Source organism: Variovorax sp. P5_A3 (assembly GCF_056400665.1).
The window spans coordinates 274,673-300,338 of the sequence record NZ_JBFUKW010000001.1 but is presented as its reverse complement, the minus strand read 5'-3'; the positions used below and the strand labels follow the sequence as shown (position 1 = coordinate 300,338).

Genomic DNA, 25,666 nt, shown 5'->3' with positions numbered 1-25,666 from the left:
ATAACCCGGTTCGATTCAAGGGACGAAGCGGGGATTTCCTGTGGGTTTCTTGTTGGCTTTCAGCTCGGGCTGCTGACGGTCACGAGGGCGGGCCGCAGGATGCGGTCGGCGATCGTGTAGCCCTTCTGCAGCACGTTGGCGATGGTGTTGGGCTCCTGGCCCGGCACAGGCACAACGGAGATCGCCTGGTGGAGGTGCGGATCGAACTTGCTGCCGGCCGCGGGCGCGATTTCGATCACCTTGTTGCGCTCCAGCGCGCTCTTGAGCTGGCGCAGGGTGGCTTCGGTGCCTTCGCGCAGGTGCTCGGTCGTGGCGTCCTGGATCGACAGGCCGGCTTCGAGGCTGTCGAGCACCGGCAGCAGGCTTTCGGCAAAGCCTTCGATCGCGAACTTGCGGCCCTTGCTGATTTCCTCGTCGGCGCGGCGGCGCGCGTTCTGCACGTCGGCCTGGGCGCGCAGGAACTGGTCGGCAAGTTCGGCGTTCTTTGCCTTCAGCGCGGCGATCTCGCCTTGGGCTGCGGCCAGCGCGTCGACTTCGTTCGCGGCCTGTGCCGCCTCCAGCTCTTCGGGGCTGGGCTCGCCCTGGAGGGTCTGTGGATTTTCTTGATGGTTTTGCGGGTCAGTCATGCTCAAAAAGCCGGCGGCCACGCCGGAAAACAGTGAAAACGAACAATAGGCAGCCATTTGAGGTCTGCCGGGGTGTTTTCAAGCAAAAAAATGCGCCTGTGAGGGCGCATTTGGGGAGACGGGTAATGCCCGAACTGGTCAGTGGGCGTCCAGGAGTTCGACGTCGAACTTCAGGGTCGCGTTGGGAGGGATCACGCCGCCCGCGCCGCGCGCGCCGTAGCCGAGCGAAGCCGGGATGATCAGCGTGCGCTTGCCGCCAATCTTCATGCCGGCGACGCCTTCGTCCCAGCCCTTGATGACTTGGCCGGCACCGAGCGAAAAGGCGAAAGGATCGTTGCGGTCGCGGCTCGAATCGAACTTGGCGCCTTGCACGCCGTCGTTGTAGAGCCAACCGGTGTAGTGCACGTGCACGTGGTGGCCGGCCTTGGCTTCGGCGCCGTCGCCGACCGAGGTGTCTTCGTACTGCAGGCCAGAGGGAGTGGTGGGCATGGAGCGCTCCTTGGGAATGAGGGAGGAAACCGCGCAGTTTAACGATCTCGGAGCGGCACCCCGTTCGCGCTGCCGGCCCTGCTAGGGCGCGGGAGGCGGCGGAGGCGGCGGCGTCTTCCTGACCTGGCCCTGCTGCCATTTGCCGGCGAAAGCCTGCAGGTCGGAGAGGCGCTTGAGGAGGTCCTGGCCGCTGAGCGTCAGGCTGTAGCCCTCGCTGCCGTGGTTCACGAGGCCGGCTTCGCGAAGCTCCTTGATGCGGGTATTGAGCGTATTGGGCGTGATGCTGCCGACGCTGTCCTGCAGGAGCCGGAAAGTCTGGGCATGGCCATCCCGCAAGGCCCAGAGGACGCGCAGCGCGTAGCGGGCTTCCAGCAGCGCAAGCAATTGGCTGATGGCTGCGTTTTCCTTGCTACTCATCGACTTCATCTCCTCGGGGCTCCGCGGCCGGGCGGCGCTTGGCGCGGCCCGTTTGTTCTTTGTGACTGGCTCGTGACCACTCGAAACGGCCGGCGACTATAGCCCAGATGGACGCTTGCTACAAGTTTTATAGCTGTAACGGCAAGCAGGCTGCGGGTTGCAGCCCCGACACTTCAGTGCGCCGCGTAGTTGGCCATCGCTTCGCCCAGCCGGACCGGGCGAGCCGGCGACCATGCTGGATTGAAGTCCAGCGGCGGCGAGGGAAAGAGCATCACGACCGTCGAGCCGAGCAGGAAGCGGCCCATCTCGTCGCCCTTTTTCAGCACGACCTGCCGATCGGTGTAGCGCCATTCGCGCACTTCGGCGCCGCGCGGTGGATTGACCACGCCGTGCCACACCGTCGCCATGCTGCCGACGATGGTGGCGCCCACGAGCACCAGCACGAACGGGCCCTTCGCTGTTTCGAAGAGGCACACGACGCGCTCGTTGCGTGCGAAGAGGCCGGGTACGCCGCGAGCCGTCGTGGGATTGACGGAGAAGAGGTCGCCCGGCACGTAGATCATGCGCAGCAGCCGCCCGTCGCATGGCATGTGGATGCGGTGGTAGTCCCTGGGACTCAGGTAGAGCGTAGCGAAGCTGCCATGCTCGAACTGCGCTGCCAGCGTCGCGTCGCCGCCGACCAGGGCGGTGGTCGAATAACTGTGGTTCTTGGCCTGGAAGATCTGGTCGCCTTCGATGGGCCCGAACTGGCTGATGGCGCCATCGACCGGCGACACCAGATCGGCCTTCGCCAACGGACGCGCACCCGGCTTCAACGCCCGCGTGAAGAACTCGTTGAAGCTGGGATAGCTCGTGATGTCGCTGTCGAGCGCCTCTTCCATGTTGACGTCGTACTTCGCCACGAAGCGCCTGATGATCCAGGTGGTCACCGCGCCGCGTTCCTTGCCCGCGACCCAGCCGGCGAAAGAGGTCAGCGCCTGCTTGGGAAACAGGTACTGCGGCAGGACGGGCAAGCGATCGGACAAGTGGTCATCCCAGAAAAGCGGTGGGGGATTCTATCGACCGCCTTCCGCGCATTTCGCAGGACGAGACCTACTCAGGCTTGATGTTCGCGGCCTTGATGACCTGGGCCCACTTCTCGACTTCGGCCTTCTGGAACGCGGCGATCTGCGCCGTCGTCATGTCGGCCGGCTCCATGCCGAAGCCCTTGAGCTTTTCCTGCATGTCGGGCTGCGCCAGGATCGTGCGGACCTCCTTGTGCATGCGGTCGACGATTGGCGCGGGCGTGCCGGCGGGCACGAAAATCGCCTGCCACGACACAACCTCGAAATCCTTGAGTCCCGGCACGCCCGACTCGGCGACCGTCGGCACATCGGGCATCGAGGCCAGCCGCTTGCTGGATGTGACCGCGATCGCGCGCAGCTTGCCGCTCTGGATGTGCGGGCCCGCCACCACGGTGGTGTCGAACATCATGTCGACCTGGCCGCCGATCACGTCCTGGATCGCCGGGCCGCTGCCCTTGTAAGGGATGTGCGTGAACTTGACGCCCGACTTGTAGGCCAGCAATTCCAGCGCCAGGTGTTGCGAGGTTCCGGTCCCGGCGGAAGCCGACGAGAGCCCGCCCGACTTGGCCTTGCTGGCCTCCAGCACGTCCTTCAGTGTCTTGTAAGGGCTCGCCTGGTTGACCACCAGCACCACCGGATTCGTGCCGATCAGCGTGACCGGCGCGAAGGACTTCTGCGGGTCGTAGCCGATCTTGGGGTAGAGGCTCACGTTGATTGCGTGCGAACTGATCGTGCCGCCCAGCATCGTGTAGCCGTCGGGCGCGGCGCGCGATGCGATCTCGGAACCGACACTGCCGCCGGCACCGCCCTTGTTGTCGACGATGACCGTCGTGCCCAGGACAGGCCCGAGCTTCTGGCCGATCAGCCGACCCAGCACATCGGTGGTGCCGCCGGCGGGAAACGGGACAAGATAGGTGATGGTCTTGCCCGTGGGCCACTGACCCTGCGCGAATGCAGGCAGGGCCGGAAGCCCGCCGGCAAGCGAGGCGAGGGCGGTGTGGATGAGGGTGCGGCGTTGCATGTGTTGTCTCCGTTGAGAGTTGGATTTGCCGCGCTTCTTGTCGTTGTGGCGCGGTGCGTGGAAGCCCGGGTTCGAACTTCGTATTCTTTCAGGTGACCGGCGCCGGGTTGAACAGCACCAGCGCGTTGTGCAGCTTCCACTGCTCGGCCCAGGTCTTCTTCCTGCCGCTGGCGACGTCGAGCATGAGGCGGAACAGCTCCCAGCCCACGTCCTCGATCGTGGCGTCGCCATCCGCGATGCGGCCGGCGTTGACGTCCATCAGGTCGTGCCAGCGGCGGGCCAGGTCGCTGCGTGTCGCGACCTTGATCACCGGTACTTCGGCCAGGCCGTACGGCGTGCCGCGGCCGGTGGTGAAGACGTGCAGGTTGATGCCCGCGGCGAGTTGCAGCGTGCCGCAGATGAAATCGCTGGCCGGTGTGGCAGCGTAGATGAGGCCCTTCTGCCGGACCTTTTCACCCGGCGAGATGACGCCGGAGATGGCGCTGCTGCCGCTCTTGACGATGGAGCCCATCGCCTTCTCGACGATGTTCGACAGGCCACCCTTCTTGTTGCCGGGCGTGGTGTTGGCACTGCGATCCACGCGCCCCTTGTCGAGGTAGGCGTCGTACCAAGCCATCTCGCGGATCATGGCGTCGGCCACTTCGGGCGTGGTGGCGCGCGAGGTGAGCTGGTCGATGCCGTCGCGCACCTCGGTCACTTCCGAGAACATCACGGTGGCACCGGCGCGCACGAGCAGGTCGGTGCAGAAGCCGACCGCCGGATTGGCGGTCACGCCCGAGAAGGCATCGCTGCCGCCGCACTGCACGCCAACCACCAGTTCGCTGGCCGGCACGGTCTCGCGACGGCGGGCGTTGAGGCGTTCGAGGTGCTCCTCCGCCTGCCGCATGATCGAATCGACCATCGACATGAAGCCCACGTGCGCGTCGTCCTGCAGGCAGACGACGTCGAGCTTGCTTTCGGCGCTGTCGCCGACGTCGGCCACGTTGCGTTCGTCGATCAACGGAATCGTTCCGGGCGGCATCAGCCGCTCGGGCTGGAGCTTTTCGCAGCCCAGGCTCACCACCATGACCTCGCCGCCGAAGTTGGGGTTGAGGCTGATGTTGCGCAGTGTGCGGATCGGGATGATGGCGTCGGGCGCATCGATCGCCACGCCGCAGCCGTAGGTGTGCTCCAGTGCCACGACATCATCGACGTTGGGAAACTTCGGAAGCAGTTCGTCCTTGATGCGCTTGACCGCGAATTCCGTGACCCCGGCCACGCATTGCACCGTCTGCGTGATCGCCAGGATGTTGCGCGAGCCGACCGAACCGTCCGGATTGCGATAGCCCTCGAAGGTGAAGCCCTCCAGCGGCGGCATGGTGGGCGCCTTGACCGTGGCGATGGGCAGCCCTTCGAGCTCGCGCGCGGCGGGCATCTTCAGCAGGCGCTCGTGCACCCAGCTGCCGGCCGCGATGGCCTTCAGGGCATAGCCGATCACCACGTCGTAGCGCCGGACTTCGCCGCCTTCCGGGATATCGACCAGCGCAACCTTGTGCGCCTGCGGCACCTTCTCGCGCAGCGTCAGGCCCGACGCAAAGACGGTGCCGGCGGGCAGTCCACCGTCATTGGCCACGATCGCGACGTTGTCGCGGTCGTGCATGGTGATGTAGAGCGGAGGGCGCTCCGAAGCGGAAGAAGTCATGGGATCCTCGATCAACTGTCGAGCATGATGCTCTCGATCCAGTTGGGTCCGCGGCCGACGGGACATTCGCCGATCGCCTGCAGAGACCCCGTCTGTGCATCGATCTCGTACAGGCGCAGTCGATGCGAGAGCTGCCCGGCCGCGATCAGGAAGCGGCCATCGGGCGTGATGTGGAAGCCGCGCGGCTGCGCTTCGGTCGGCACGTGGCCGATGAGCGCGAGCGCGCCGTTCGCGGCGTCGACACGGAACGCGGCGATGGTGTTGGAGCGGCGCTCGCTGCTGTAGAGGAAGCGTCCGTCCGGCGTCAGGTGCAGGTCGGAGGCCCACGGGTCGCCGCTGAAGGCAGGCGGCAGCGAACTGATCGTCTGCAGAGGCGCCAGCGTGCCGGTCGTCGAATCGAAGGCGAGCACGTCGATGGCGCCATCCAGCTCGTTGAGCAGGTAGACGAAGCGCGCATCCGGGCTGAACACGAAGTGCCGGGGGCTCGCTGGCGCGTGCGGCTGCAGTGTCGGCGGCGTGTTGGGCGTCAGTTGCCCGGTGGCCGCATCGAAGCGAAGCTGCACCACTACGCCGGCGCCCAGCGTGCTTGCAAAGACGAAGCGGTTCGACGGATCGGCCTGGATCGCGTGCGCATTGGGGCCGGTCTGCACCACCTGCTGCGTGGCCTGCACGACGCCGTCGGCGTCGATGGCGTTGACGGCGATCTGGTTGCCGCCATAGGACGCGCTCAGCAGGTATCGGCCGCCGCGATCGGCCGCGATGTAGGCCATGCTGTGCGGCAGGGTCGCGGCACCGATGGCACTGAGATGACCTGTCTTCGAGTCGATCGCAAAGCTCAGCGCCTCGCGAGGCTCCGAGCGCCGCGCAGCGTAGAGGCGCCGGCGATCGGGACTCAAGGCGAGCGGCATCACCTCCCCCCCGACCGGCACGTTCTGCGCGGCCACCAGCGAGCGTTCCCGAGGGTCGAGGTGCAGGACGCTGATGTCGCCGCTCTCGGCGTTGGAAACGTAGACGCAGAACATCGTCAGAACACCGGATGGCCGTTGATGATCGACGGCAGCCAGGTCGAGAACCAGGGCACGTAGGTGACCAGCGTGATGGCGACGAAGATCGCCAGGTAGTAGGGCCAGGCTGTCTTGGTTGCCTCGCCGATCGAGATCTTCCCGATCGCGCAGCCGATGAACTGCACCGTGCCCACCGGCGGATGCACCAGGCCCAGCGCGCAGTTGAGCAGCAGCATCATCCCGAACTGCACCGGACCGACGCCCATCTGGATGGCCAGCGGCAGGAACAGCGGCGTGGTGATCAGGATGTGCGCGGCCATGTCGAGGAACACGCCCAGGAAGATCTGGATGATGTTGATGTACAGCAGCATCAGCCAGGGCGTCGTGGTTGCCGCCAGCAGCGCCGCCTCGATCGTGTCGGGGATCTCGAGGTACGCCATCTGGTAGCGCAGCATGTTCGACACGCCGATCAGCAGCAGGATCACGCCCGTGGTCTTCGATGCCTTGGCGAGCGACCTGAGCAGGTTCTGCCTCGTCATCGTGCGGTAGACGACGACCGTCAGCAACAGCGAATAGGTCACCGCGATCGCCGCGGCCTCCGTCGCGGTGGCGATGCCTTCCATCACGCAGAACAGGATGATGACGATCACCAACAAGCCCGGGATGGCCGCGATGAAGGTGCGCAGCACCGTGCCCCAGCCCGGAAAGCGCTCGACCGCGGTCGTGCCGTCCGCACGCTTTGGATAGCCGTACTTGGCGGCCTGCCAATAGGCAGCGACCAGCATGCAGACCATGATCCAGAACACCGGGATCAGCCCGGCGAACATCAGGTCGCCGATCGACACGCCCTTGATCACATGCCCCGCGATCTCGCCCACCGCGGCTTGCGCGGCGAAGGCGTAGATGATCATGTTGTGCGAGGTCGGCATGAGCGCGCCCGAGAGCGAGGCATGCGTCGTGACGTTGACCGCATAGGCCGCGCTGTAGCCTTCGCGCTTCATGACAGGGATCAACACGCCGCCCATGGCGGATGTGTCGGCCACCGGCGAACCGGAGACGCCGCCGAACAGCGTCGACGCGACCACGTTGGCCAGGCCGAGCCCGCCTTTCCAGTGGCCCACGAGGCTGCGCGCGAAGGCGACGATCTTGTCGGCGATGCCGCCATGCAACATCAGTTCGCCCGAGAAGATGAAGAACGGGATCGCGAGGAATGAAAACACGTTCATGCCCGACACCATCATCTGGATGGCTGTCTCGAAGGGCAGGCCCTCGTACGCGAAGGTCAGCAGGCAACTCAGTCCGATCGCGAACGCGACCGGCATCCCGAGCACCAGGAACACCAGAAAACTGATGGACAGGAGTGTCAATGCCATGATGGAACGACCTCGTGGCCGGAGAACTTGGAGATCAGGTGCTCGATGGAGAACAGCGTGATGAGGATGCCGGCGATGAGGATCGGCACGTAGCGCACCGCCTCGGAAATCCCGAGGGTGGGAATGGTGGCGTCATGTGTCGACATCGCCATCTCCAGCCCGCCCAGGAAGAGCGCGGCGGCAAAGGCGATGGTGAGGACGTAGACGACGACCTTGCACCAGAACTGCGCTTTCTCGGGCAAGGCCTTCACCAATGAGTCCAGGCCGATGTGCCCGGCGTCCCGCACGCCGGCGGAGGCGCCGAACATGGCCACCGAGATCACCAGCAGGAGCGCCACCTGTTCGACATAGGGCGGAGCGTCGTTGAAGACGTAGCGAAGCACCACGCCATAGACGACGACGCTCAGCAGCCCCGCCAGACAGATGCACGCGAGGTACATCGTCCAGCGCGACAGCCTCGCGTTCAGTTGGGTCAGCAAGGTCATTGCGGGGCCATCACTTGGAGCCGGTGATTTCCTGCACCAGCGCCTTCAGCTCGGGCGTGGCGGCGAACTTGTCCCACACGGGCTTCTCGGCCTCGACGAAGGCCTTGCGGTCGATCTCGGCGGCAGGAACGATCTTGGCGCCGCCCTTGACGACAGCGGCCTTGGCGTCCTTCTCGCGCTGTTCCCACAGCTTCACGTAGTAGGGCACGGAATCCTTGGCGGCCTTGCGGATCGCGGCCTGCTCTTCCTTCGGCAGGGTGTCCCAGATCTTCTTGGAGAACACCAGCACTTCCGGCGTCATGACGTGCATGGTCTCGGAATAGACGGGCGCGGCCTCGTAGTGCTTCGCCTCTTCGTAGGACGGGTAGTTGTTCTCCGCGGCGTCCACCAGGCCGGTCTTCAGGCCGGTGTAGACCTCGGCGATCGGCATCGGCGTTGGCGATGCACCCATCGCGCTCACCAGGCTCACCATCAGGTCGGAAGGCTGGACGCGAATCTTCAGGCCCTTCATGTCGGCCACGTTCTTGATCGGCTTCTTGGCATACACCGAACGTGCACCGCTCTCATACATGACGAGGCCGATGAAGCCGGCTTTCTCGAAGGCGGCCAGGATCTTGTCGCCGGTCGGGCCGTACATGGTCTGGCGGAAATGGTCGATGTCGCGGAAGAGGAAGGGCAGCGACGGGATGACCGACTCGGGCACGATGCCGTGGAACGACGCGCTGCTGACGCGCACCATGTCGAGCGCGCCGATCTTGACCTGTTCGACCGTGTCCTTCTCTGAGCCGAGCGAGCTGTCGGCAAAGATCTTGATCTTGTCCTTGCCACCGGTCGCGGCCGACAACTGGTCGCTCATGTATTTGACGGCCATGTTGGTCGGGAAATCCTTCGAGTGCACTTCCGCGGAACGGAAGTCGCGTGCCTGTGCGTGCATGGCGGCGAGCGAAAGAACGGCTGTGGCGATCAGGCTCAGCAGGTTGCGGTTTGAAGTCTTCATGTCTCTTCCTCTGTTTGAATGAATGTCTGAAATGAAACGGCGATGGACTCTGGGAGAACTGGCTTACTCGAAGGGGCCTTGCGCCGTGAAGGCGCCGCCCTGGTAGATGGCGTTGGGATCGGTCGGCGCGACCGGCGGCTGCGCCTCGACCTTGTCGCGGAAGACCTCGGACGTGTCCTGCGGCACGAAGCCCAGCTTCGCGGCGGCGGCGTTGTCCCACCACACGTCCCGATTGGCCGACACGCCGTAGACGATGGTGTGCTGCACGTCGGGCGTGAAGAGCGACTTCTCGATCAAGTTGGTCAGGTCGCGGTAGCTGAGCCAGGTGCTCATCATCCGGCGGTTGGCGGGCTCGGGGAACGACGAGCCGATGCGGATGCTGACGGTCTCGATGCCCCAGCGGTCGAAGTAGAACTGCGCCACGTCTTCGCCGAAGGACTTCGACAGGCCGTAATAGCCGTCGGGCCGGCGCAGGGCGTGCGCATCGAGGTGCTCGCTCTGCTTGTAGAAGCCGATGACGTGGTTGGAACTGGCGAAGACCACGCGCTTGACGCCATGCCGGCGCGCCGCTTCGTAGATGTGGAACACGCCCTTGATGTTGGCTTCGAGGATTTCCTCGAAGGGGCGCTCGACCGAGACGCCGCCCAGGTGCACGATGGCATCGCAGCCTGCGACGAGCGCATCGACCGCCGCCTTGTCGGCGAGGTTGCAGGGGACGGTTTCCTCGAACGCGCCTTGCGCCGGCGCCAGCGCGGCGACGTCGGACAGGCGAAGCACGTCCGCGTAAGGACGCAGGCGCTCGCGGAGCACCTTGCCCAGGCCGCCAGCAGCGCCGGTCAGCAGCAGGCGACCGAGCTTGCGGTCAGGGTTCGTCGTTGACATGGTGGAGAGGTCTCCCGGATCAGGAATGGGATTGAGGTCGCGAGTCCGCGCTGAAAGCTGACCGGCGTGGATGGCGCCAACGATCGAATTGCGCAATGATCATGGACTCGATTTGAAACTTATATGTTGTCGTACAACAGCTTCGGATTATGATCGTGGCATGCAACCGTTGACCCCGGGTAATCCCTTAGCTCAGGCGCTGCCAGTCGCATCGGGCGACAGCGCGGGTTCCGCCATGTCTGGAGACGCCTTCGTGGGGCGGCCGCGCCAGCGTGCCCGCGGCCTGGCGCACGGCCTGGTGGAGGATCTCAGCACGAAGATCCGCGAGGGTGCGCTGCGCGCGGGCGACAAGCTTCCGACCGAGTCCGAGATCATGCAGGCCTTCAGTGTCAGCCGCACCGTCGTGCGGGAGGCACTCTCCAAGCTGCAGGCGGCGGGGCTGGTGGAGACCCACCACGGCGTCGGGACCTTCGTGCTGCAGCCGCGTGGGGGTGTGTTCCGGCTTGATGCGGGCGACGTGGTCACTTCGGTGGATGTGCTGGCGATGCTTGAATTCCGCATCAGCCTGGAGACCGAATCCGCGGGGTTGGCCGCGACGCGCCGTACCGACGCGCAATTGCACGCGATGCGGGAAGCGCTCGACGAGTTCGAGCGCAACGTGGCGCAGGCGGCCAACACCGTGCCTGCCGACTTCCGCTTTCACCTGGAGATCGCGCAGGCCACAGGCAATCCCTACTTCGCGGACATCATGAGCCACCTGGGCACGACGATCATTCCGCGAACCCGCATCAACGCGATACGCACCCAGGAAAAGGGCAGCGAGTACCTGGTTCGCGTGAACCGCGAGCATGAGGAAATCTATGCGGCGATCGCTCGACAGGACCCCGAATCCGCGCGTGCGGCCATGCGGATCCACCTGACGAACAGTCGTGAGCGCCTGCGCATTGCCCAGGAGGCCGCGAAGGTCGCGGCCCAGGATATGCAGGCGCAGGGCGAGGGATGAGGCAGGTTGTCTTGTTGTGTGACAACTGACGACCTTAGTGCATTCCTCATTCCTGGCCGTCTCCTCCATTCCGCTGCAGCGCCCGCCGGTTCGACGGGCGCTGCGGTGCTTCAGGGGGCCCAGTGGGTGCCGAACGGGTTCGATGCGCCGATCGCCGGGAAGTCGACGAAAGCCTGACTGCAATCGAGCACGCGTTCCGGCTTGACCTTTTGGGTCGCTTCGCCATTGAGCGCGACGCTATTGGCGGTCGAGGCGAAGATCGGAAGGTTGACACCATCGAGCGTCAGGTTGGCATCCGACGCGATGGTCGAGATCTGGTCTGGGCTGTCCGCCACCACGTCGGTCATCGTCATACCCAGCGGATAGGCCGGCAGATAGCCGGTCGGGTAGGCGGCGCTCGGCGTGAAATAGCCGCCGGTGTTGGCTGCGAAGCCCTGCAGCTTGATCGCCGCGCCCTCCATGATGCGCACATTGCTCAAGTGGATGTCGTGGAAGTTCGGGACCTTCGGGCCGCCGCTCGGCAGGGCCTTGGTGCTGTAGTAGGCGGTGAACAGCAGGGCGTTCTGCGCGTTCCGGATGCAGATGTTCTTGTAGAAGACGTTGCTGACCTCGCCGCCGCGCGCGTAGTCGGACTTGATGCGCAGGCCTTCCTCCGAATTCGTGAACGAGTTGTCGTAGACCTGAACGTTGGTCACGCCCGAGTTGGTCTCGCTGCCGATCGAGATGCCGTGGCCCCAATAGATGTGGTTGTGCGCGATCACGATGCCGTAGGCGCGATCGCTGCGCTTGCCGCGATTGCCGTCGATGCCGAAGCCCACGGCGTTGGGATTGTTGCTGCCCTTGAGCGCGATGTCGTCGTCGCCGGTGCTCACGTAGTTGAAGGCAAAGACGAAGTTCTTCAGGTAGCCGTCGAAGGACATCTTGCTGGCCGTCGTCGTCTTGCTTCCCGTCGTCAGCGCGTTGGACTTGGGACTGGATGCCGAGCCGGGATCGAAGGCATCGGTGTTCTTGACGTTGTCGGCGTTGAAAGTCTGACCCGTGTACAGCGGATTGCCGTTGCCCGCGGGATTGGCGAAGGCGGCGAGCGAAGGCGTCTGCACCTTGACGCCCCAGATCGTCAGGCCGTCCACGCCGCTGGGCACGACGTGGAAGTTGGCGCTGTTGTTCAGGCTGACCTTGTAGAGCGTCAGGTTCTTCGCGTAGTTGAACACCATCATCCGGAAGTTGGACTGCGACCCGGACCCGGTGGTGCCATTCTGCACCATGTTGCCCAGGTAGGCGAGATCCCACCAAGTCATGTTGCGTACCGAGGACTTGGAGTCGACCTGGGTGCCGCCGTTGTCGCATGGCGTTCCGTCGGGCGCCTGTGTGCTGGTGGCGAAGGCCGTGTAGGTGTTGGAGCAGCTCAAGTCCACCTTCATGATCGGGTACAGCGCATTGGACGTGACGATCTCCGCATACGCGCGGCTGTCGATGCTGCCTTCGCCGACCACGGCCGAGTTGACCGTGTAGTCGCCGCCGATCAACGGAAGGCAATTGCCCGAGCTGCCTGCCTGTGTCGCGCTGACGGCGGTGTTGGCGCAGTACTTGGCGGGCGTGGTCTTGGGCAGATAGGCCATCACGTCACGCGTGGCGTACAGGGTCGCGCCCTTGTCGATCCACAGCGTCACGCCCGAGGGCAGCGTCAGCGGTCCGGAGATGAAACCGTTGCCGGGGCCGCTGCGGTTGGGCACCAGTCGCACTGCAAACTGTGGCGCCTTGTATTGGGGCTTTGCGAGCTCTTCGCCGGATGCGCCGGCGATGTTGATGTTCGGCAGCGCGGCGGCCTTCTGGCTGGCCGTTGCGCTGGCGTCGACCGCCGCGATGCCCGCACCGACCGCTGCATCGACAGCGGAACCGCATGCGTCCAGCGCGGCCTGGATGCGGGCCTGGTCCGGATTCGCGGTCGCGACATTGACCGCGACGCCGACGCCCGGGATGGACGGGTCGGCCTCCGGCGGCAGCGCGCCATCCGGGCGGCGTACCAGGGTGTTGCTGGCCTCGAGGGTGGCGCAGACCTGGGCATCGGTCGGCAGCGCGGGCTCCGCGGGCAGGTCGGGATCGAAGGTCGTGGTACCGACCTGGAATGGCTTGGCCAGGGCCGCGTCCGGCTGTGCCGCGTTGGCGGACTGGATCACCGCAGGCGTGGTCGTCGGACTGGTGGCCTGCGGCAGGACGCCGGTGTTGCCACCGCCACCGCCGCCGCAGGCCGTAAGCACGGCCGACGCGAAGAGCGGCAGCCACCAGGAAGCGATTGGCTTGCGACGAGCCGATCCGGATTTCTGCAAGTTCATGGAATCACCTTTGAAGAAAGGCCGGCCTGAAGCAGCGTTCAGCCTCCGCGTCGAACGACGCGGCGCCTCCCGTCGCGAGCCAGCGGGACGGAAAGCGGGTTTTCAGAAAGCAGGGGCGACGGTCGTGCCGTGCAGACGGCGCGCGGCCATCCATGTCGGTCGGCCGCGTGTATGAGGTTCTTTCATGGGGGTCTCCATCTTTCGACTTGAGGCGAACCGCCCGAAAGCGGTACGTCGGTCGTTGTTAGTTATCGGTTGTCATACAAGAGTAGCGATTATTCGACCCATGAGAGGACCGTGTCAACGCACTTCGGCCAGTGCGACTGTGTCCGTGTCACAGGGGAAAACCCCAAGTGAATCGTGCTCCTGGGCAGACGCCGCGATGCCAATGTCACGCGAAGGTGAGGACCATGAGGCTGGACAAGTGGGCGGACTAGTTATACGATAACCGATAAGCTGACTATAGACGCCGAGCGCAAAGTGCCGGCCTCTTTCCCATCCATTCGCATCCGGAGACAAATCCATGCCCTTGAATCGACGTGATCTCATGATCGGCGCGCTCGGCGGTGGCCTGATGGCCGCTGGCAGCATCCAGGCGGCCGACAACTGGCCGTCAAAGCCGATCCGTATCGTCGTGCCGTACCCGCCGGGCGGGTCGTCCGACATCATTGCCCGTTCCATCAGCCAGCCGCTGTCGGAAGCGTTGAAGCAATCGGTCATCGTCGAGAACAGGGCTGGCGCCAACGGCAACCTGGGCGCCGATTTCGTCGCGAAGGCCCCTGGCGACGGCTACACGCTGCTGCTGTGCGATGTGGGTGCGCTGGCCATCAGTCCGTCCGTCTACACGAAGCTGTCCTTCGACCCGTCGAAGGACCTTCGCGGCGTGACCATGCTGGCCTATTCGCCGCACCTTCTCGTCGTGCATCCGTCCGTGCCGGCCAACAACTTGAAGGAACTGGTCGCGCTTTCCAAGAAGAGCGACCTGAACTTCGCCGTGACGGCCACCGGCAGCGCACCCCATCTGGCGGGCGTCGCGCTCGAACGCGCGAGCGGGGCGCGCTGGCAGTACGTGCCTTACAAGGGTGGCGTCCAGGCGGTGCAGGACACCGTCGCAGGCCAGACCCAGGTGCTGATGAACGGCATGCTCGCCACATTGCCGCACGTCCAGAGCGGCAAGCTCAAGGTGCTCGGCGTTTCCAAGGGCACGCGCATGCCGCTGATCGGCGACGTGCCGACCATCGCGGAGCAGGGCGTGACGGGCTTCGAATCCGGCACCTGGCAAGGCGTGCTCGTTCCCCGCGGCACGCCGGATGCGCTGGTCCAGCGCCTTAACAAGGAGCTGATCGCGATCATCCGCACGGCGGACATCCGCTCGCGCCTGGCCGGTCAGGGCGCCGAAGTCGTGACGATGACACCGACCGAGCAGGAGCAGTTCTTCGAGAAGGAACGCTCGCGCTGGGCTAAGGTCGTCACTGCCGCGCAGATCAAGCTCGACTAGCCGTTGACTCTTTCCCCTTCGCCTCACTCACACTGACATGACTCCTCAAGAACTCAAATCCATCATGGGCTCCGGCCTGCTGTCGTTTCCGCTGACCGACTTTGACGCCGATGGCAGCTTCGACAAGAAGGGCTACGTCGAGCGCCTCGAATGGCTGGCCCCCTACGGCGCCAGTGCGTTGTTCGCTGCCGGCGGCACGGGTGAATTCTTTTCGCTGACCGCCGACGAGTACCCCGGCATCATCAAGACCGCCGTCGACACCTGCCGCGGCGTGGTGCCGATCATCGCGGGCGCCGGCGGCCCGACGCGCTTCGCAATCCAGTGCGCGCAGGCGGCCGAGCAGGCTGGCGCGCACGGCGTGCTGCTGTTGCCGCACTACCTCACCGAAGCCGGCCAGGAAGGCCTCGCGGCGCACGTCGAAGCCGTCTGCAAGAGCGTGAAGTTCGGCGTCATCGTCTACAACCGCGGCCAGAGCAGGCTCTATCCGGCCACGCTCGAAAGGTTGGCCGAACGCTGCCCGAACCTCGTGGGCTTCAAGGACGGCATTGGCGACATCGAACTGATGAGTTCCATTCACCTGCGCATGGGCGATCGCTTCGCCTATCTGGGCGGGCTGCCGACGGCGGAGGTCTACGCAGCGGCGTACAAGGCGCTCGGCACGCCGGTGTATTCGTCGGCCGTCTTCAACTTCATCCCGAAGACCGCGATGGATTTCTATCACGCGGTCGCGAAGGACGACATGGCGACGCAGCATCGCCTGCTGAAGGACTTCTTCATGCCTTACCTGGACATCCGCAACCAGGGCCAAGGCTACGCAGTGAGCATCGTGAAGGCCGGCGCGAAGATCGTCGGGCACGACGCAGGCCCGGTGCGTACGCCGCTGACAGAACTCAAGGCGAATGAATACGAAGCCCTGGCGGCACTGATCGCCAAGCTCGGCCCACAGTAAGAAACCGAGGCAAGTCCATGCAGAAATTCGACAACCTCATCAATGGCGAATGGCTCGCCGGTGTCGGCTACAGCGCCAACACCAACCCAAGCAACCTGGGTGACGTGCTGGGCCAGTACGCCCAGGGCGACGCGAACCAGGTGAACGCCGCGGTCGCTGCCGCCACCGCCGCCTTCCCCGCCTGGTCGACCGGCGGCATCCAGGCGCGCTCCGAAGCGCTCGACAGGATCGGCAACGAAATCCTCGCGCGCAAGGAAGAACTCGGCACGCTGCTCGCTCGCGAAGAAGGCAAGACCAGGGCCGAAGGCATCGGCGAGGCCACGCGCGCGGGCCAGATCTTCAAATTCTTCTCCGGCGAATGCCTGCGCCTCTCGGGCGAGGTCATTCCGTCTGTTCGCCCCGGCATCGGCGTGGAGATCACGCGCGAGCCGGTGGGCGTCGTCGGTCTCATCACGCCGTGGAACTTCCCGATCGCGATTCCCGCGTGGAAGATCGCCCCGGCGCTGGCCTTCGGCAATTGCGTGGTGCTGAAGCCCGCCGACCTCGTGCCCGGCTGCGCCTGGGCGCTGGCGGAAATCATCAGCCGCTCGGGCATTCCGCCCGGCGTCTTCAACCTCGTGATGGGGCGGGGCAGCGTGATCGGCGATGCACTGGTCAATCACCCGGGCATCCATGCCATCAGCTTCACGGGCTCAGTGGGCGTGGGTCGCAACATTGCCATCCAGTGCGCGACGAATCACAAGAAAGTGCAGCTCGAAATGGGCGGCAAGAACCCGCAAGTCGTGCTGGACGATGCGGACTTGAACCAGGCCGTCGAACTCAGCGTGCAGAGCGCGTTCTATTCGACCGGCCAGCGCTGCACCGCGTCGAGCCGCCTGATCGTGACCGAAGGGATCTACCCCAAGTTCATCGAGGCGATGAAGGCCCGCATGGCGAAGATCAAGGTCGGCGATGCGCTCGCGCAGGGCACCGACATCGGCCCGGTCTCCAGCGAGAGCCAACTGCAGCAGGACTTGAACTACATCGAGATCGGCCAGGGCGAAGGCGCCACGCTGGCCGCCGGCGGCGAACGGCTCAAGCTCGACACCGAGGGCTTCTACATGTCGCCGGCGCTGTTCAGCGAATCCGTGGCGAGCATGCGCATCAACAAGGAAGAAATCTTCGGCCCGGTGGCGAGCGTGATCCGGGTGAAGAACTACGAAGAGGCGCTGGCTACGGCGAACGACACGGAGTTCGGTCTTTCTGCGGGTATCGCGACGACCAGCCTGAAGTACGCGACGCACTTCAAGCGCCACAGTCAGGCCGGGATGGTGATGGTGAACCTGCCGACGGCGGGGGTGGACTATCACGTGCCCTTCGGCGGGCGCAAGGGGTCGAGCTACGGGCCGCGTGAGCAGGGCAAGTACGCGCAGGAGTTCTTCACCGTCGTGAAGACAGCCTACACCCTGGCTTGAGTTTTCTTGCTCCCTCTCCCTCTGGGAGAGGGCGGGGGTGAGGGCACTGGGCCTTCGAGGGGCGCTGCAGGCGAGCGAACGCCCGGAGCCCCCACCCTGACCCTCCCCCAGAGGAGGAGGGGACCAATCACCGAGGGCGGATGGCGGTCTTGGGGCGGAAGACCTTGCAGACCGCGTCGTCGGTTTCCAGGTACGGGCCGCCGATCAGGTCGATGCAATAGGGCACCGCTGCGAAGATGCCCGGGACCGCCTGGGTACCGTCCGCGTTCTTCAGCCCTTCGAGCGTTTCGGCGATCGACTTGGGCTGGCCCGGCAGGTTGATGATCAGGCTCTGGTCGCGAATCACCGCGACCTGCCGCGACAGGATCGCGGTGGGCACGAAGCGCAGGCTGATCTGCCGCATCTGCTCGCCGAAGCCCGGCATTTCCTTGTGCGCCACGGCGAGCGTGGCCTCCGGCGTCACGTCGCGCAATGCCGGCCCGGTGCCGCCGGTCGTCAGCACCAGCGAACAGCCCGCATCGACCAGTTCGATCAGCGCTGCACTGATTCCTGCCTGGTCGTCAGGAATCAGGCGCGATTCGAACGTGACCGGATTGCGCAGTGCGCGCTGCAGCCAGTCCCTGAGGGCAGGCAGGCCCTTGTCCTCGTAGATGCCGCTCGATGCGCGGTCGCTGATCGACACGATCCCGATGCGTACGGATTCCACCAAAGCCTCCAACGTCAGATCAGGAACACCGCGGAACCGGCTTCGCCGGGCCGCTGGTGTTGCCCCCGGCGAGGGGGTGGGCGGCCACACGAAGTGGGCAAGCCTGGGGGAGTTTCATGCATCCTCTTCGCGCGATTGCTCGGCTGCTTCGGCCGCGTGGTCATCGCTGCCGTGCACGCTGAGCTGTGCGCGGACCAGCTGGAAAACTTCGCGGTAGGCCTTGCCTTGCCTCGGCGCTTCGCCGGGTGGGCCGGCCTTGATGTCCTTGCGTGCCTGGCGGATCAGGGCGCGCAACTGCTGGGCGTCGGTGCCGGGATGGGTTTCGATCCAGCCGCCCAATGCGTCGTCGTCGGCGATGAGGCGGTCGCGCCAGCGCTCGGCATCGTGCAGCGCGGCGGTCTCCTGGGCCGGACCGCGATTCTGCTCGTCGAGCGCCGCGCGGACGGTGTCGATCGTGGCCTCGTCGAGGCCGCGCATCAGCTTGCCGATGAACTGCATCTGGCGGCGCTTGCCTTCGAAATTGGTGATGCGCCGGGCTTCCTCGATCGCATCCCTCAGCTTGTCGCCGAGGTCGAGCTTGTCGAAGAGGCCGGCGCGCAGCGCGAGCAGGGCTTCGCCGAGCGCCTGGAGTTCGGCGCTCTCGCGTTTGAGGTCGGTCTTGCTTGCCGCGTCTGTGCCTTTGAGCTCGCGCTTGAGCTCCAGGTCGAGTTCGCTGCCTTCGGCGACGAACTGGCCGCGGACGAAGTAGCCTTTTTTGGGTTTGCGGGACATAGAGGCAATCGTTGGCCGCACCATCGGGAACAGGGGGCGCAAGTATCATAGCCAACACATGACCACATCCTCCTCGCGCGCCGATTCCGGCTTCGCCTACAGCCGTCCCTTTTTCGAGAACCTGGTCGATTCGGCCTTGGCGCACGCCAAGAGACTCGGCGCGACCGATGCCGGCGCCGAGGCGTCCGAGGGCTGCGGCCTGAGCGTCTCCGTGCGCAAGGGCGAGCTCGAGAACGTCGAGCGCAACCGAGACAAGTCGCTCGGCGTCACGGTATACGTCGGCCACCGCCGCGGCAACGCCAGCACCTCCGATTTTTCCGAGGCTGCCATCGCGCAGACCGTGCAGGCCGCCTACGACATTGCACGCTTTACCGCCGAAGACCCGGTCAGCGGCCTTCCCGACGAAGCCGACATCGCCAAGGACCAGCCCGACCTGGACCTGTTCCATCCATGGGACGTCACCAGCGAGCAGGCCGCGACGTTGGCGCTCGAATGCGAGGCGGCTGCGCTCACGACCGACAAGCGCATCACCAACAGCGAGGGCGCGGGTGTCTCGGCGCAGCAGAGCCATTTCTTCAGCGCCCACACGCGCGGCTTCCGTGGCGGCTATGCCAGTTCGCGGCACTCGATCTCGGTGGCGCCGATCGCGGGCAAGGGCGACGACATGCAGCGCGACGCGTGGTACAGCTCCATGCGCTCGGCCGACGAACTGGCGAGCCCGCAGGCCATCGGCCGCTATGCAGCGGAGCGCGCCTTGAGCCGCCTCAAGTCGCGCAAGATCAAGACGACCGAATGCCCTGTGCTGTTCGAGTCGCCGCTGGCGGCCGGATTGCTCGGTGGCCTCGTGCAGGCGACGAGCGGCGGAGCGCTCTATCGCAAGAGCACCTTCCTGCTCGATTCGCTGGGCAAGCCGGTGCTGCCGAAGCACATCGACGTGCTCGAAGATCCGCACTTGCCTCGTGGCAAGGGCAGTTCTCCCTTCGATGACGAAGGCGTGGTGACGCGCAAGCGCAAGGTGGTCGATGGCGGGCGGCTCGAGGGCTACTTCCTGAGTACCTATTCGGCCCGAAAGCTGGGCATGAAGACAACCGGCAATGCGGGCGGCTCGCACAACCTCACGCTGACGTCGCGGCTCACGAAGAAGGGCGACGACCTCGACGAGATGCTCGCCAAGCTCGGCACCGGGTTGCTGGTGATCGAATTGATGGGCCAGGGCGTCAACTACGTGACGGGCGACTACTCGCGCGGCGCAAGCGGCTTCTGGGTCGAGAAGGGTAGGATCGCCTTCCCGGTGCAGGAGATCACCATTGCCGGCAACCTCAAGGACATGCTGATGGGCATCGAAGCGGTCGGTGCCGATGCCTACAACTACGGCGCGAAGACCACCGGATCGTTGCTGATCAACCGGATGAAGGTCGCGGGGAGTTGAGTCTGGTCGAATTGGACGGCCGACCTGCGCGGCAGCCGTCGCCGTTCGTACCTGCCGAGACACCGGGCATTCGCATCGAGGCGGTGACGCTGGCGCGCGGCAACGAGCGCGTCTTCGACGGCCTGACGCTGGACCTCCGGGAGGCCCGGATCGGACTGATCGGCGACAACGGCGCCGGCAAGAGCAGCCTGTTCCGCCTCATCATCGGGCTCGACGCCCCTCAGCAGGGACGCGTCGTCCTGCCCGCCAGCACGTCAGGGGGAGAGCGCCGGCAGCCTGCGCACGTGGGGCTGATGTTCCAGAATCCGGACGACCAGATCATCTTTCCGACCGTCGCCGAGGAATTGGCCTTCAGCCTGACCGCGCGCGGGCAGACGCGGGATGTCGCACGGCAGCAAGTGCGCGAGTTTCTCGCGCAGCGTGGCCTGGCTGCCTGGGCAGGACGCGCCATCAGCGAGTTGAGCCAGGGCCAGCGGCAGCAGGTGTGCCTGCTGGCCTTGCAGATCAGCGAGCCCGCGACGCTGCTGCTCGACGAGCCGTTCGCGAGCCTCGATCTGCCGAGCCAGGCGCGGCTCGCCGCGCAACTCGAAGCGACGCAGCAGCAGGTCATCCTGTCGACCCACCTGCTCGACCACGTGCACGGATTCGAGCGCGTGCTGTGGCTGGAACGCGGCAGCGTGCGTGCCGACGGTCCGGGACGCGAGGTCTGCGAGGCCTATGCCGACCACGTGCGCCAGCGTGTGCGGGCGGAAAGGGACGGGCTTGCGTAGCCTCTATTCGGCGCAGGGCACTTGGCTGCACGCGATCCCGGCGTGGATCAAACTCGTACTTCTATCGGTGTGCGGCACCCTCCTGGTGTTCGTCCATCAGCCGTTGTACCTGGCCGTTGCCTGCGTGGCGGTGCTGCTGCTCTTCGTCTCGCTCGGGCAGCCCGCATGGCGCCGCCTGCGAATGCTGGGCGGGGTGGCGATCGCGGGCGGGCTGATCGTCGGCTTTCACTGGGCCCTGGGAACCCCGTGGCTTGGCGTGGCCAGTGCCTTGCGCCTCGCCAGCGCGGCCACGCTGGCGCTGATGCTCACGTTGACCACGCGCTTCGAGGATCTCCTGGCCGTGCTCGAGACCGTGCTGCGTCCGTTGCAGCGCTTCGGCGTTCCGATCGAGCGGATCGCGCTCGGCCTGGGCCTGATGCTGCGCTTTGCCGAGAACTTCTACGTCCAGTGGCAGCGCCTCGACGAAGCGTACCGCGTCCGCACGGGCCGCGGCGGCGGCCTGCGGCTGTTGGCGCCGTTGACCATCCGCACGCTCCAGACCGCCGAGCGCGTGGCCGATGCGTTGGCCGCGCGGCTGGGTCGATGAAGACTCCGGCGCGCTCTTCTTCTGACTCTTTCTGACTCTTCTGTCTCTTCAACTTTTTCTTTTCCATGACCTCGAACCCATCCCTCGCCTCATCCCGATCCCTTTCCTACATCGCGCTGTTCGCGGCCTTGATGGCCGTGTTCGGCCTGATTCCGAAGATCGACCTGCCTTTTGGCGTGCCCATCACGCTGCAGTCGCTGGGGGTGATGCTGGCGGGCTGCCTGCTCGGGCCACGGCGCGGGTTTCTCGCGATCGCGTTGTTCCTGCTCGCGGTGGCGTTGGGCCTGCCACTGCTGCCCGGCGGACGCGGCGGGTTGAGCGTGTTCGTCGGGCCGACGGCGGGCTTTCTGTTCGGCTGGATGTTCGGCGCCTTCGCCTGTGGCGTGACGATGCGCCTGATGGCGCGTCGACTCGATGGCGCGACCGGTGCACGCCTGCTGGCGGCGACCTTCGTTGCCTGCGCGATCGGCGGGATCATGGTGGTCTATGCCTTCGGTATCGCCGGACTTTCCTGGGTTGCCAGCATGTCGTTGTCGAAGGCGGCACTGGCAATGTTGGTCTTCATTCCCGGGGACCTGATCAAGTGCGGCATCTGCGCGGTGGTCGTGCAGACCGTGATGCGCGGCATGCCGGGCTGGCGGCTGGATCGCGATTGACGCCGGCGTTGACAACGGGCTAGCAGTGTCGCAGGTTGCCCCAAAGAAGTCTGATACTGGGCTGGCCAGAATGATCGTGCCATCACCTCGACCATGTGCCCATTCCCAGCTTGCACGGCCAGGGTGATACTCCGTTGGCGCGGTCTTGTAGGCTGGACGATCAAAGTGCTGATATGCGGGTCCAGCAAATTGATGCATTCGGGTCCAGGTACCCTACTACGAAGCCTTGAGTTTGCCGGCCGGCGCAGTCGGCCTCATGATCTGCTCGCCTTCCGCTGGGATGAGCATGCTGCACTGAGATGCTGCGTCCCGCGAATTGGGTGTGACGGATGGAAAAATCCATCGATGAAGAAGAGCCATCCAGCCACCATAAAGAACGACGGAGTGGCTCCTCTTGAAGCATGCGGGCGATAATCTATGGGCGATTCGAATTGTTTGGTTAGACAAAACGAGTTGCGAGATCGAGGGCCGTCCGCGCGTGGTGCATCGCTTTTGTGGATTCACATATCTTCAACGGATAAGCACGGAAATCCTGCTACCAAGGGACGCCAATTTCATGTTGGGATCGCTTTTTGGCCCTGACAACACATTTATCAAGTATATTTTCTTTGAAACGCGATTGTTCAATAAAACGGAGTTTTCAGGTGGTCAGCGGCCGCAGTCGCGACAGCGTCCATCTTCGCACGTCCTAATTGGCCGGTTGCCCACTATTCGTGAGCGCGGCGGTCCAAGATGATCCGATACTTTCTCGCGAAAGGCGACTGGGCGGGCACCGCTCGAATTATCGAGGGGCTTGAAAATTTCACTTGTTCTATCCCACCGCCACGCGCGCAAATCGCCACTCTCGGCATGAAGACTTGGTGTAGTAGATGCCAGCAGGAGGGAGAAATAATCCCCTCGCAGGGTGAGCGCCCGCGTGGCATGGCTTTCAACGGCATGCCCTGGGCGTTGAGCGGTGACCTAAACCGGTGCGCATGTGGCGAGACCGAATTTTCGGTCATACGTGGTCTAAAGACAAACATTTCCAACACCTCCTGCTCTCACCTCAACGGGGAGGCGACGATTTTCCAGGCTCCTCCCGAGTTTTACAGGACCAAAAACCTTGATGTCGAGGTGGGTCCGGGCAGGGAGGTTATACATGCATTTCGTAGCGATTTGGACAGACCGCGCAGGGCCACTGAATATGTCACCGCGGTCGGGGGGCACACTTTCTTTCTCTATACTGCCGATTCCGCTCCTAACGAATTAAGAGGTAATTTGCCGGTGGATATGAATCAGATCCTCCAGGCGCTTGCAGTTATTCCGCTGCAGCATATCAGGCAGATTGTCTCCATTGACATTAATCCTGGACCATCTCCCGATGCCTTGGTCCTTCGAGACGGAACGATGACCTCCTCTGCTGCGACCGGAGGCAATGGGCATCTCAGTTTTTTCCCCTTAGCCTATAAAATAGCGCAGGAGCAGTTCAATCATCTATTGACCCATGAGACCGGCCATTTTTGGCAGGAGCTATTATGGCAAGATGATATGAAGAAGAATAATTACATTGATGCCATAGCGAGCGATAATGCGTGGCCATCACGGTATGCGATGGAGAATGAGTACGAAGATTTTGCCGAGAGCTCCGACATGTATTGGACAAGCAAAGGAACCCCCTGTGAGGCTGAAGGTCGTCGACGTTATCCTGCCCGATATGCTTATTTCGACCTGATCGCTGGGTTGGGGTGATGGGATTTGCAGAATTCTGTCATTTCTCCAGAAGATTCGCCTGGTTCGCGACACCTGGACTAGGTGTGAAGGCCCGATAGGTTGTATGTTTCCATCCGGACCGAGTCTGAGAGACTGGGAATGGCAAAACCCAAGACTTTCAAGGAGCTCAGCCAAATGAACAACCAAAAGAACGCTCGACCGACCTATGCCCGTCGAATCGAGGTGGTCAGGGCGAGCCTGTGCGAGACTTGAGCGGGGCTCGGTGCGCCGGCGCATGCGTGATCGTGCCGACCGCTCGTAGCGACCGGGCCGCTTCCTAGCATACGCGAGGCGGCGTTCATTGATGCGTCCTCGCGTCCTGTGGACTTGCCGCGTTCGCATTGCTACCGTGCCCGGCGCGTTTGAAAACCGTCGCCGAAACGTAGCTCTTGCGGGGGCCGCGTACCGTGTGCCGGATCGTGAAGCTCCCGTCGACGAGGAACCGGTAGCTGCTGGTGTAGATGTCGGGCGCGCACAGATGGGCGGCCGAGCCGACGAGGGCACCTGCGTTGAACGCGAGGCCGATGCGGTGAAACAGGCGCAGCGGTTCCTCCTCGAAGTAGACCTCGAAGCCGTGGGCAGAACGCTCGAAGCGGTATTCGCGATGAGCGTCGAACTCCTTGCCGTCGGCCAGCCTGATCCGGCCCTCTTCGCGGTACTTCAGCATCGTGCCGAGCTGCGGCGTGAACACGGCGACGCCGGTCATCGTGGCTTGGTCTTCGATGGTCCGGACCAGATCCCAGGTGCCCTCGAGTCCGTCGAAGACCGCATTGGCAGTACCCCAGGGGGAAAGGCCGGGCATCAGTTGGCGAGTGCTTCGCGGACCCTGGCGATGGCTCGGACGTAGGGATCCGCGAAGGCGTCGAGCGGGGCATCCGACGCCAGCCAGCTGAAGCTGAATATCAGGCCGTCCTCTTGGGGACTGCCCATGGCCACATGGTCGAACGCCTCCGGCAGGGGCTCTTCGTGGCGCATCAGGAACAGGTGCCACAGCTGCGGATGGCGGTACTTGTTGCCTTCGACGCCCGCCTCGCAGAAACGGTTGATGGTTCCGAGCGACACCAGCTCTCCGGTGAAGTCGATGCCCGACTCCTCCTGCAACTCGCGGCGCACCGCATCCTCGGGGGCCTCTCCGTGCTCGATGGTGCCTTTGGGCAACTGCATGCCCTTGTCCTCGGGGTGGTGGAACACCAGCAGGCGGCCGCCGGCATCCACCAGGCAGGCACAGGCCTTGAGGACAGGGCTCGCCGTCACGCTCAGCCGCCCGAGAGCGCGGCCTTGACGGCGGCGCTGACCTGGCCCATGTCGGCCTTGCCGGCGAGGCGCGTCTTGACGACGCCCATGACCTTGCCCATGTCGCCCGGGCCCGTGGCGCCGAGCTCGGCGACGATCGCCTTGACTTCCACCGCCACTTCGTCGGCGCTCATGCGCTGCGGCAGATAGACCTCCAGGAACTTGATCTCGGCGGCTTCCTTGTCGGCCAGATCGGTGCGGCCGCCCTGGGTGAATGCGGCGACCGAGTCCTTGCGCTGCTTGACCAGCTTGTCGACGATGGCCACCACCGCGGCGTCGTCGAGCACGATGCGCTCGTCGACCTCTTTCTGCTTCAGGGCGGCGAGCAGCAGGCGGATGGTGCCGAGGCGCTCGGAGTCCTTGGCGCGCATCGCAGTCTTCATGTCTTCGGTGATCTGGTCCTTGAGGCTCATGGCGGGTTTTCCTTGAC

Annotated in this window: 26 protein-coding genes; 9 read left to right on the top strand and 17 right to left on the bottom strand. The window is 64.5% G+C overall.

Annotated features, from left to right (window positions below):
• Positions 1-59: 59 nt before the first annotated feature.
• The 11 genes from grpE to AC1D3B_RS01285 form a co-directional block, all read right to left on the bottom strand.
• A complete protein-coding gene (grpE, locus tag AC1D3B_RS01335; protein WP_478188858.1) occupies positions 60-626 on the bottom strand; it encodes a nucleotide exchange factor GrpE in 567 nt (188 codons plus the stop codon).
• Between the two features lie 138 nt (positions 627-764).
• Entirely contained in the window at positions 765-1,115 is a 351-nt protein-coding gene (locus AC1D3B_RS01330; RefSeq protein ID WP_478188857.1) for an FKBP-type peptidyl-prolyl cis-trans isomerase, read from the bottom strand.
• 81 nt (positions 1,116-1,196) lie between these two features.
• A complete protein-coding gene (locus tag AC1D3B_RS01325) occupies positions 1,197-1,532 on the bottom strand; it encodes a winged helix-turn-helix transcriptional regulator (protein WP_478188856.1) in 336 nt (111 codons plus the stop codon).
• 173 nt (positions 1,533-1,705) lie between these two features.
• On the bottom strand, positions 1,706-2,557 hold the full coding sequence (gene asd / locus AC1D3B_RS01320) for an archaetidylserine decarboxylase (protein WP_478188855.1): 852 nt from the start codon (positions 2,555-2,557) through the stop codon (positions 1,706-1,708).
• Positions 2,558-2,624: 67 nt separating this feature from the next.
• A complete protein-coding gene (locus tag AC1D3B_RS01315) occupies positions 2,625-3,617 on the bottom strand; it encodes a Bug family tripartite tricarboxylate transporter substrate binding protein (RefSeq protein ID WP_478188854.1) in 993 nt (330 codons plus the stop codon).
• A gap of 88 nt (positions 3,618-3,705) precedes the next feature.
• Positions 3,706-5,298 carry a galactarate dehydratase gene (garD, locus tag AC1D3B_RS01310; RefSeq protein ID WP_478188853.1) on the bottom strand — a complete coding sequence of 531 codons (1,593 nt, stop codon included), beginning with the start codon at positions 5,296-5,298 and terminating at the stop codon, positions 3,706-3,708.
• Between the two features lie 11 nt (positions 5,299-5,309).
• A complete protein-coding gene (locus tag AC1D3B_RS01305) occupies positions 5,310-6,320 on the bottom strand; it encodes a lactonase family protein (protein WP_478188852.1) in 1,011 nt (336 codons plus the stop codon).
• A gap of 2 nt (positions 6,321-6,322) precedes the next feature.
• Positions 6,323-7,675: a TRAP transporter large permease gene (locus AC1D3B_RS01300; RefSeq protein ID WP_478188851.1), complete on the bottom strand. Its 1,353-nt coding sequence runs from the start codon at positions 7,673-7,675 to the stop codon at positions 6,323-6,325.
• On the bottom strand, positions 7,666-8,160 hold the full coding sequence (locus AC1D3B_RS01295) for a TRAP transporter small permease (RefSeq protein ID WP_478188850.1): 495 nt from the start codon (positions 8,158-8,160) through the stop codon (positions 7,666-7,668). Before AC1D3B_RS01295 ends, AC1D3B_RS01300 begins: the two co-directional genes overlap by 10 nt.
• Positions 8,161-8,170: 10 nt before the next feature.
• Positions 8,171-9,157, bottom strand: a complete 987-nt coding sequence (locus tag AC1D3B_RS01290; RefSeq protein ID WP_478188849.1) for a TRAP transporter substrate-binding protein — start codon at positions 9,155-9,157, stop codon at positions 8,171-8,173.
• Between the two features lie 63 nt (positions 9,158-9,220).
• Complete coding sequence (locus AC1D3B_RS01285) at positions 9,221-10,039, bottom strand: NAD-dependent epimerase/dehydratase family protein (protein ID WP_478188848.1); 819 nt, start codon at positions 10,037-10,039, stop codon at positions 9,221-9,223.
• 160 nt (positions 10,040-10,199) lie between these two features.
• On the opposite strand from AC1D3B_RS01285, the gene AC1D3B_RS01280 reads away from it, so the two are divergent.
• Positions 10,200-11,042 carry a FadR/GntR family transcriptional regulator gene (locus AC1D3B_RS01280; RefSeq protein ID WP_478188847.1) on the top strand — a complete coding sequence of 281 codons (843 nt, stop codon included), beginning with the start codon at positions 10,200-10,202 and terminating at the stop codon, positions 11,040-11,042.
• A gap of 110 nt (positions 11,043-11,152) precedes the next feature.
• Here the strand turns inward: AC1D3B_RS01280 and AC1D3B_RS01275 are convergent, their stop codons facing one another.
• A complete protein-coding gene (locus tag AC1D3B_RS01275) occupies positions 11,153-13,375 on the bottom strand; it encodes a glycoside hydrolase family 28 protein (RefSeq protein ID WP_478188846.1) in 2,223 nt (740 codons plus the stop codon).
• A 523-nt stretch (positions 13,376-13,898) separates the two neighbouring features.
• Here AC1D3B_RS01275 and AC1D3B_RS01270 point away from each other — a divergent pair.
• The 3 genes from AC1D3B_RS01270 to AC1D3B_RS01260 are packed head-to-tail and all read left to right on the top strand — an operon-like array spanning position 13,899 to position 17,276.
• Complete coding sequence (locus tag AC1D3B_RS01270; protein ID WP_478188845.1) at positions 13,899-14,873, top strand: Bug family tripartite tricarboxylate transporter substrate binding protein; 975 nt, start codon at positions 13,899-13,901, stop codon at positions 14,871-14,873.
• Between the two features lie 37 nt (positions 14,874-14,910).
• A complete protein-coding gene (gene kdgD, locus AC1D3B_RS01265; RefSeq protein ID WP_478188844.1) occupies positions 14,911-15,822 on the top strand; it encodes a 5-dehydro-4-deoxyglucarate dehydratase in 912 nt (303 codons plus the stop codon).
• Positions 15,823-15,839: 17 nt separating this feature from the next.
• Positions 15,840-17,276, top strand: coding sequence for an aldehyde dehydrogenase family protein (locus tag AC1D3B_RS01260; RefSeq protein ID WP_478188843.1), 1,437 nt, complete (start codon positions 15,840-15,842; stop codon positions 17,274-17,276).
• A 127-nt stretch (positions 17,277-17,403) separates the two neighbouring features.
• Here AC1D3B_RS01260 and mog read toward each other — a convergent pair whose 3' ends face one another.
• Both mog and yjgA read right to left on the bottom strand, forming a co-directional pair.
• Positions 17,404-17,985 (bottom strand): molybdopterin adenylyltransferase, encoded by a 582-nt coding sequence (mog, locus tag AC1D3B_RS01255; RefSeq protein WP_478188998.1) that lies wholly within the window; start codon positions 17,983-17,985, stop codon positions 17,404-17,406.
• 111 nt (positions 17,986-18,096) lie between these two features.
• Positions 18,097-18,753 carry a ribosome biogenesis factor YjgA gene (yjgA, locus tag AC1D3B_RS01250; RefSeq protein ID WP_478188842.1) on the bottom strand — a complete coding sequence of 219 codons (657 nt, stop codon included), beginning with the start codon at positions 18,751-18,753 and terminating at the stop codon, positions 18,097-18,099.
• Between the two features lie 58 nt (positions 18,754-18,811).
• On the opposite strand from yjgA, the gene pmbA reads away from it, so the two are divergent.
• The 5 genes from pmbA (at position 18,812) to AC1D3B_RS01225 (ending at position 23,922) form a co-directional block, all read left to right on the top strand.
• Positions 18,812-20,182, top strand: coding sequence for a metalloprotease PmbA (gene pmbA / locus AC1D3B_RS01245; RefSeq protein WP_478188841.1), 1,371 nt, complete (start codon positions 18,812-18,814; stop codon positions 20,180-20,182).
• Complete coding sequence (locus tag AC1D3B_RS01240; protein WP_478188840.1) at positions 20,179-20,952, top strand: energy-coupling factor ABC transporter ATP-binding protein; 774 nt, start codon at positions 20,179-20,181, stop codon at positions 20,950-20,952. The genes pmbA and AC1D3B_RS01240 overlap by 4 nt, the downstream gene beginning before the upstream one ends.
• The gene (locus AC1D3B_RS01235; RefSeq protein ID WP_478188839.1) at positions 20,945-21,538 is read left to right on the top strand and encodes an energy-coupling factor transporter transmembrane component T family protein; all 594 of its coding nucleotides are present in this window, start codon (positions 20,945-20,947) and stop codon (positions 21,536-21,538) included. The genes AC1D3B_RS01240 and AC1D3B_RS01235 overlap by 8 nt, the downstream gene beginning before the upstream one ends.
• A gap of 65 nt (positions 21,539-21,603) precedes the next feature.
• Positions 21,604-22,194: a biotin transporter BioY gene (locus tag AC1D3B_RS01230; RefSeq protein WP_478188838.1), complete on the top strand. Its 591-nt coding sequence runs from the start codon at positions 21,604-21,606 to the stop codon at positions 22,192-22,194.
• Between the two features lie 732 nt (positions 22,195-22,926).
• Positions 22,927-23,922, top strand: coding sequence for a PAAR domain-containing protein (locus tag AC1D3B_RS01225; RefSeq protein ID WP_478188837.1), 996 nt, complete (start codon positions 22,927-22,929; stop codon positions 23,920-23,922).
• A 319-nt stretch (positions 23,923-24,241) separates the two neighbouring features.
• Here the strand turns inward: AC1D3B_RS01225 and AC1D3B_RS01220 are convergent, their stop codons facing one another.
• The 3 genes from AC1D3B_RS01220 to AC1D3B_RS01210 are packed head-to-tail and all read right to left on the bottom strand — an operon-like array spanning position 24,242 to position 25,649.
• On the bottom strand, positions 24,242-24,745 hold the full coding sequence (locus AC1D3B_RS01220; protein WP_478188836.1) for a DUF6314 family protein: 504 nt from the start codon (positions 24,743-24,745) through the stop codon (positions 24,242-24,244).
• Positions 24,745-25,197 carry an NUDIX domain-containing protein gene (locus AC1D3B_RS01215; protein WP_478188835.1) on the bottom strand — a complete coding sequence of 151 codons (453 nt, stop codon included), beginning with the start codon at positions 25,195-25,197 and terminating at the stop codon, positions 24,745-24,747. Before AC1D3B_RS01215 ends, AC1D3B_RS01220 begins: the two co-directional genes overlap by 1 nt.
• Before the next feature lie 2 nt (positions 25,198-25,199).
• Positions 25,200-25,649, bottom strand: coding sequence for a GatB/YqeY domain-containing protein (locus AC1D3B_RS01210; RefSeq protein ID WP_478188834.1), 450 nt, complete (start codon positions 25,647-25,649; stop codon positions 25,200-25,202).
• Positions 25,650-25,666 lie beyond the last annotated feature (17 nt).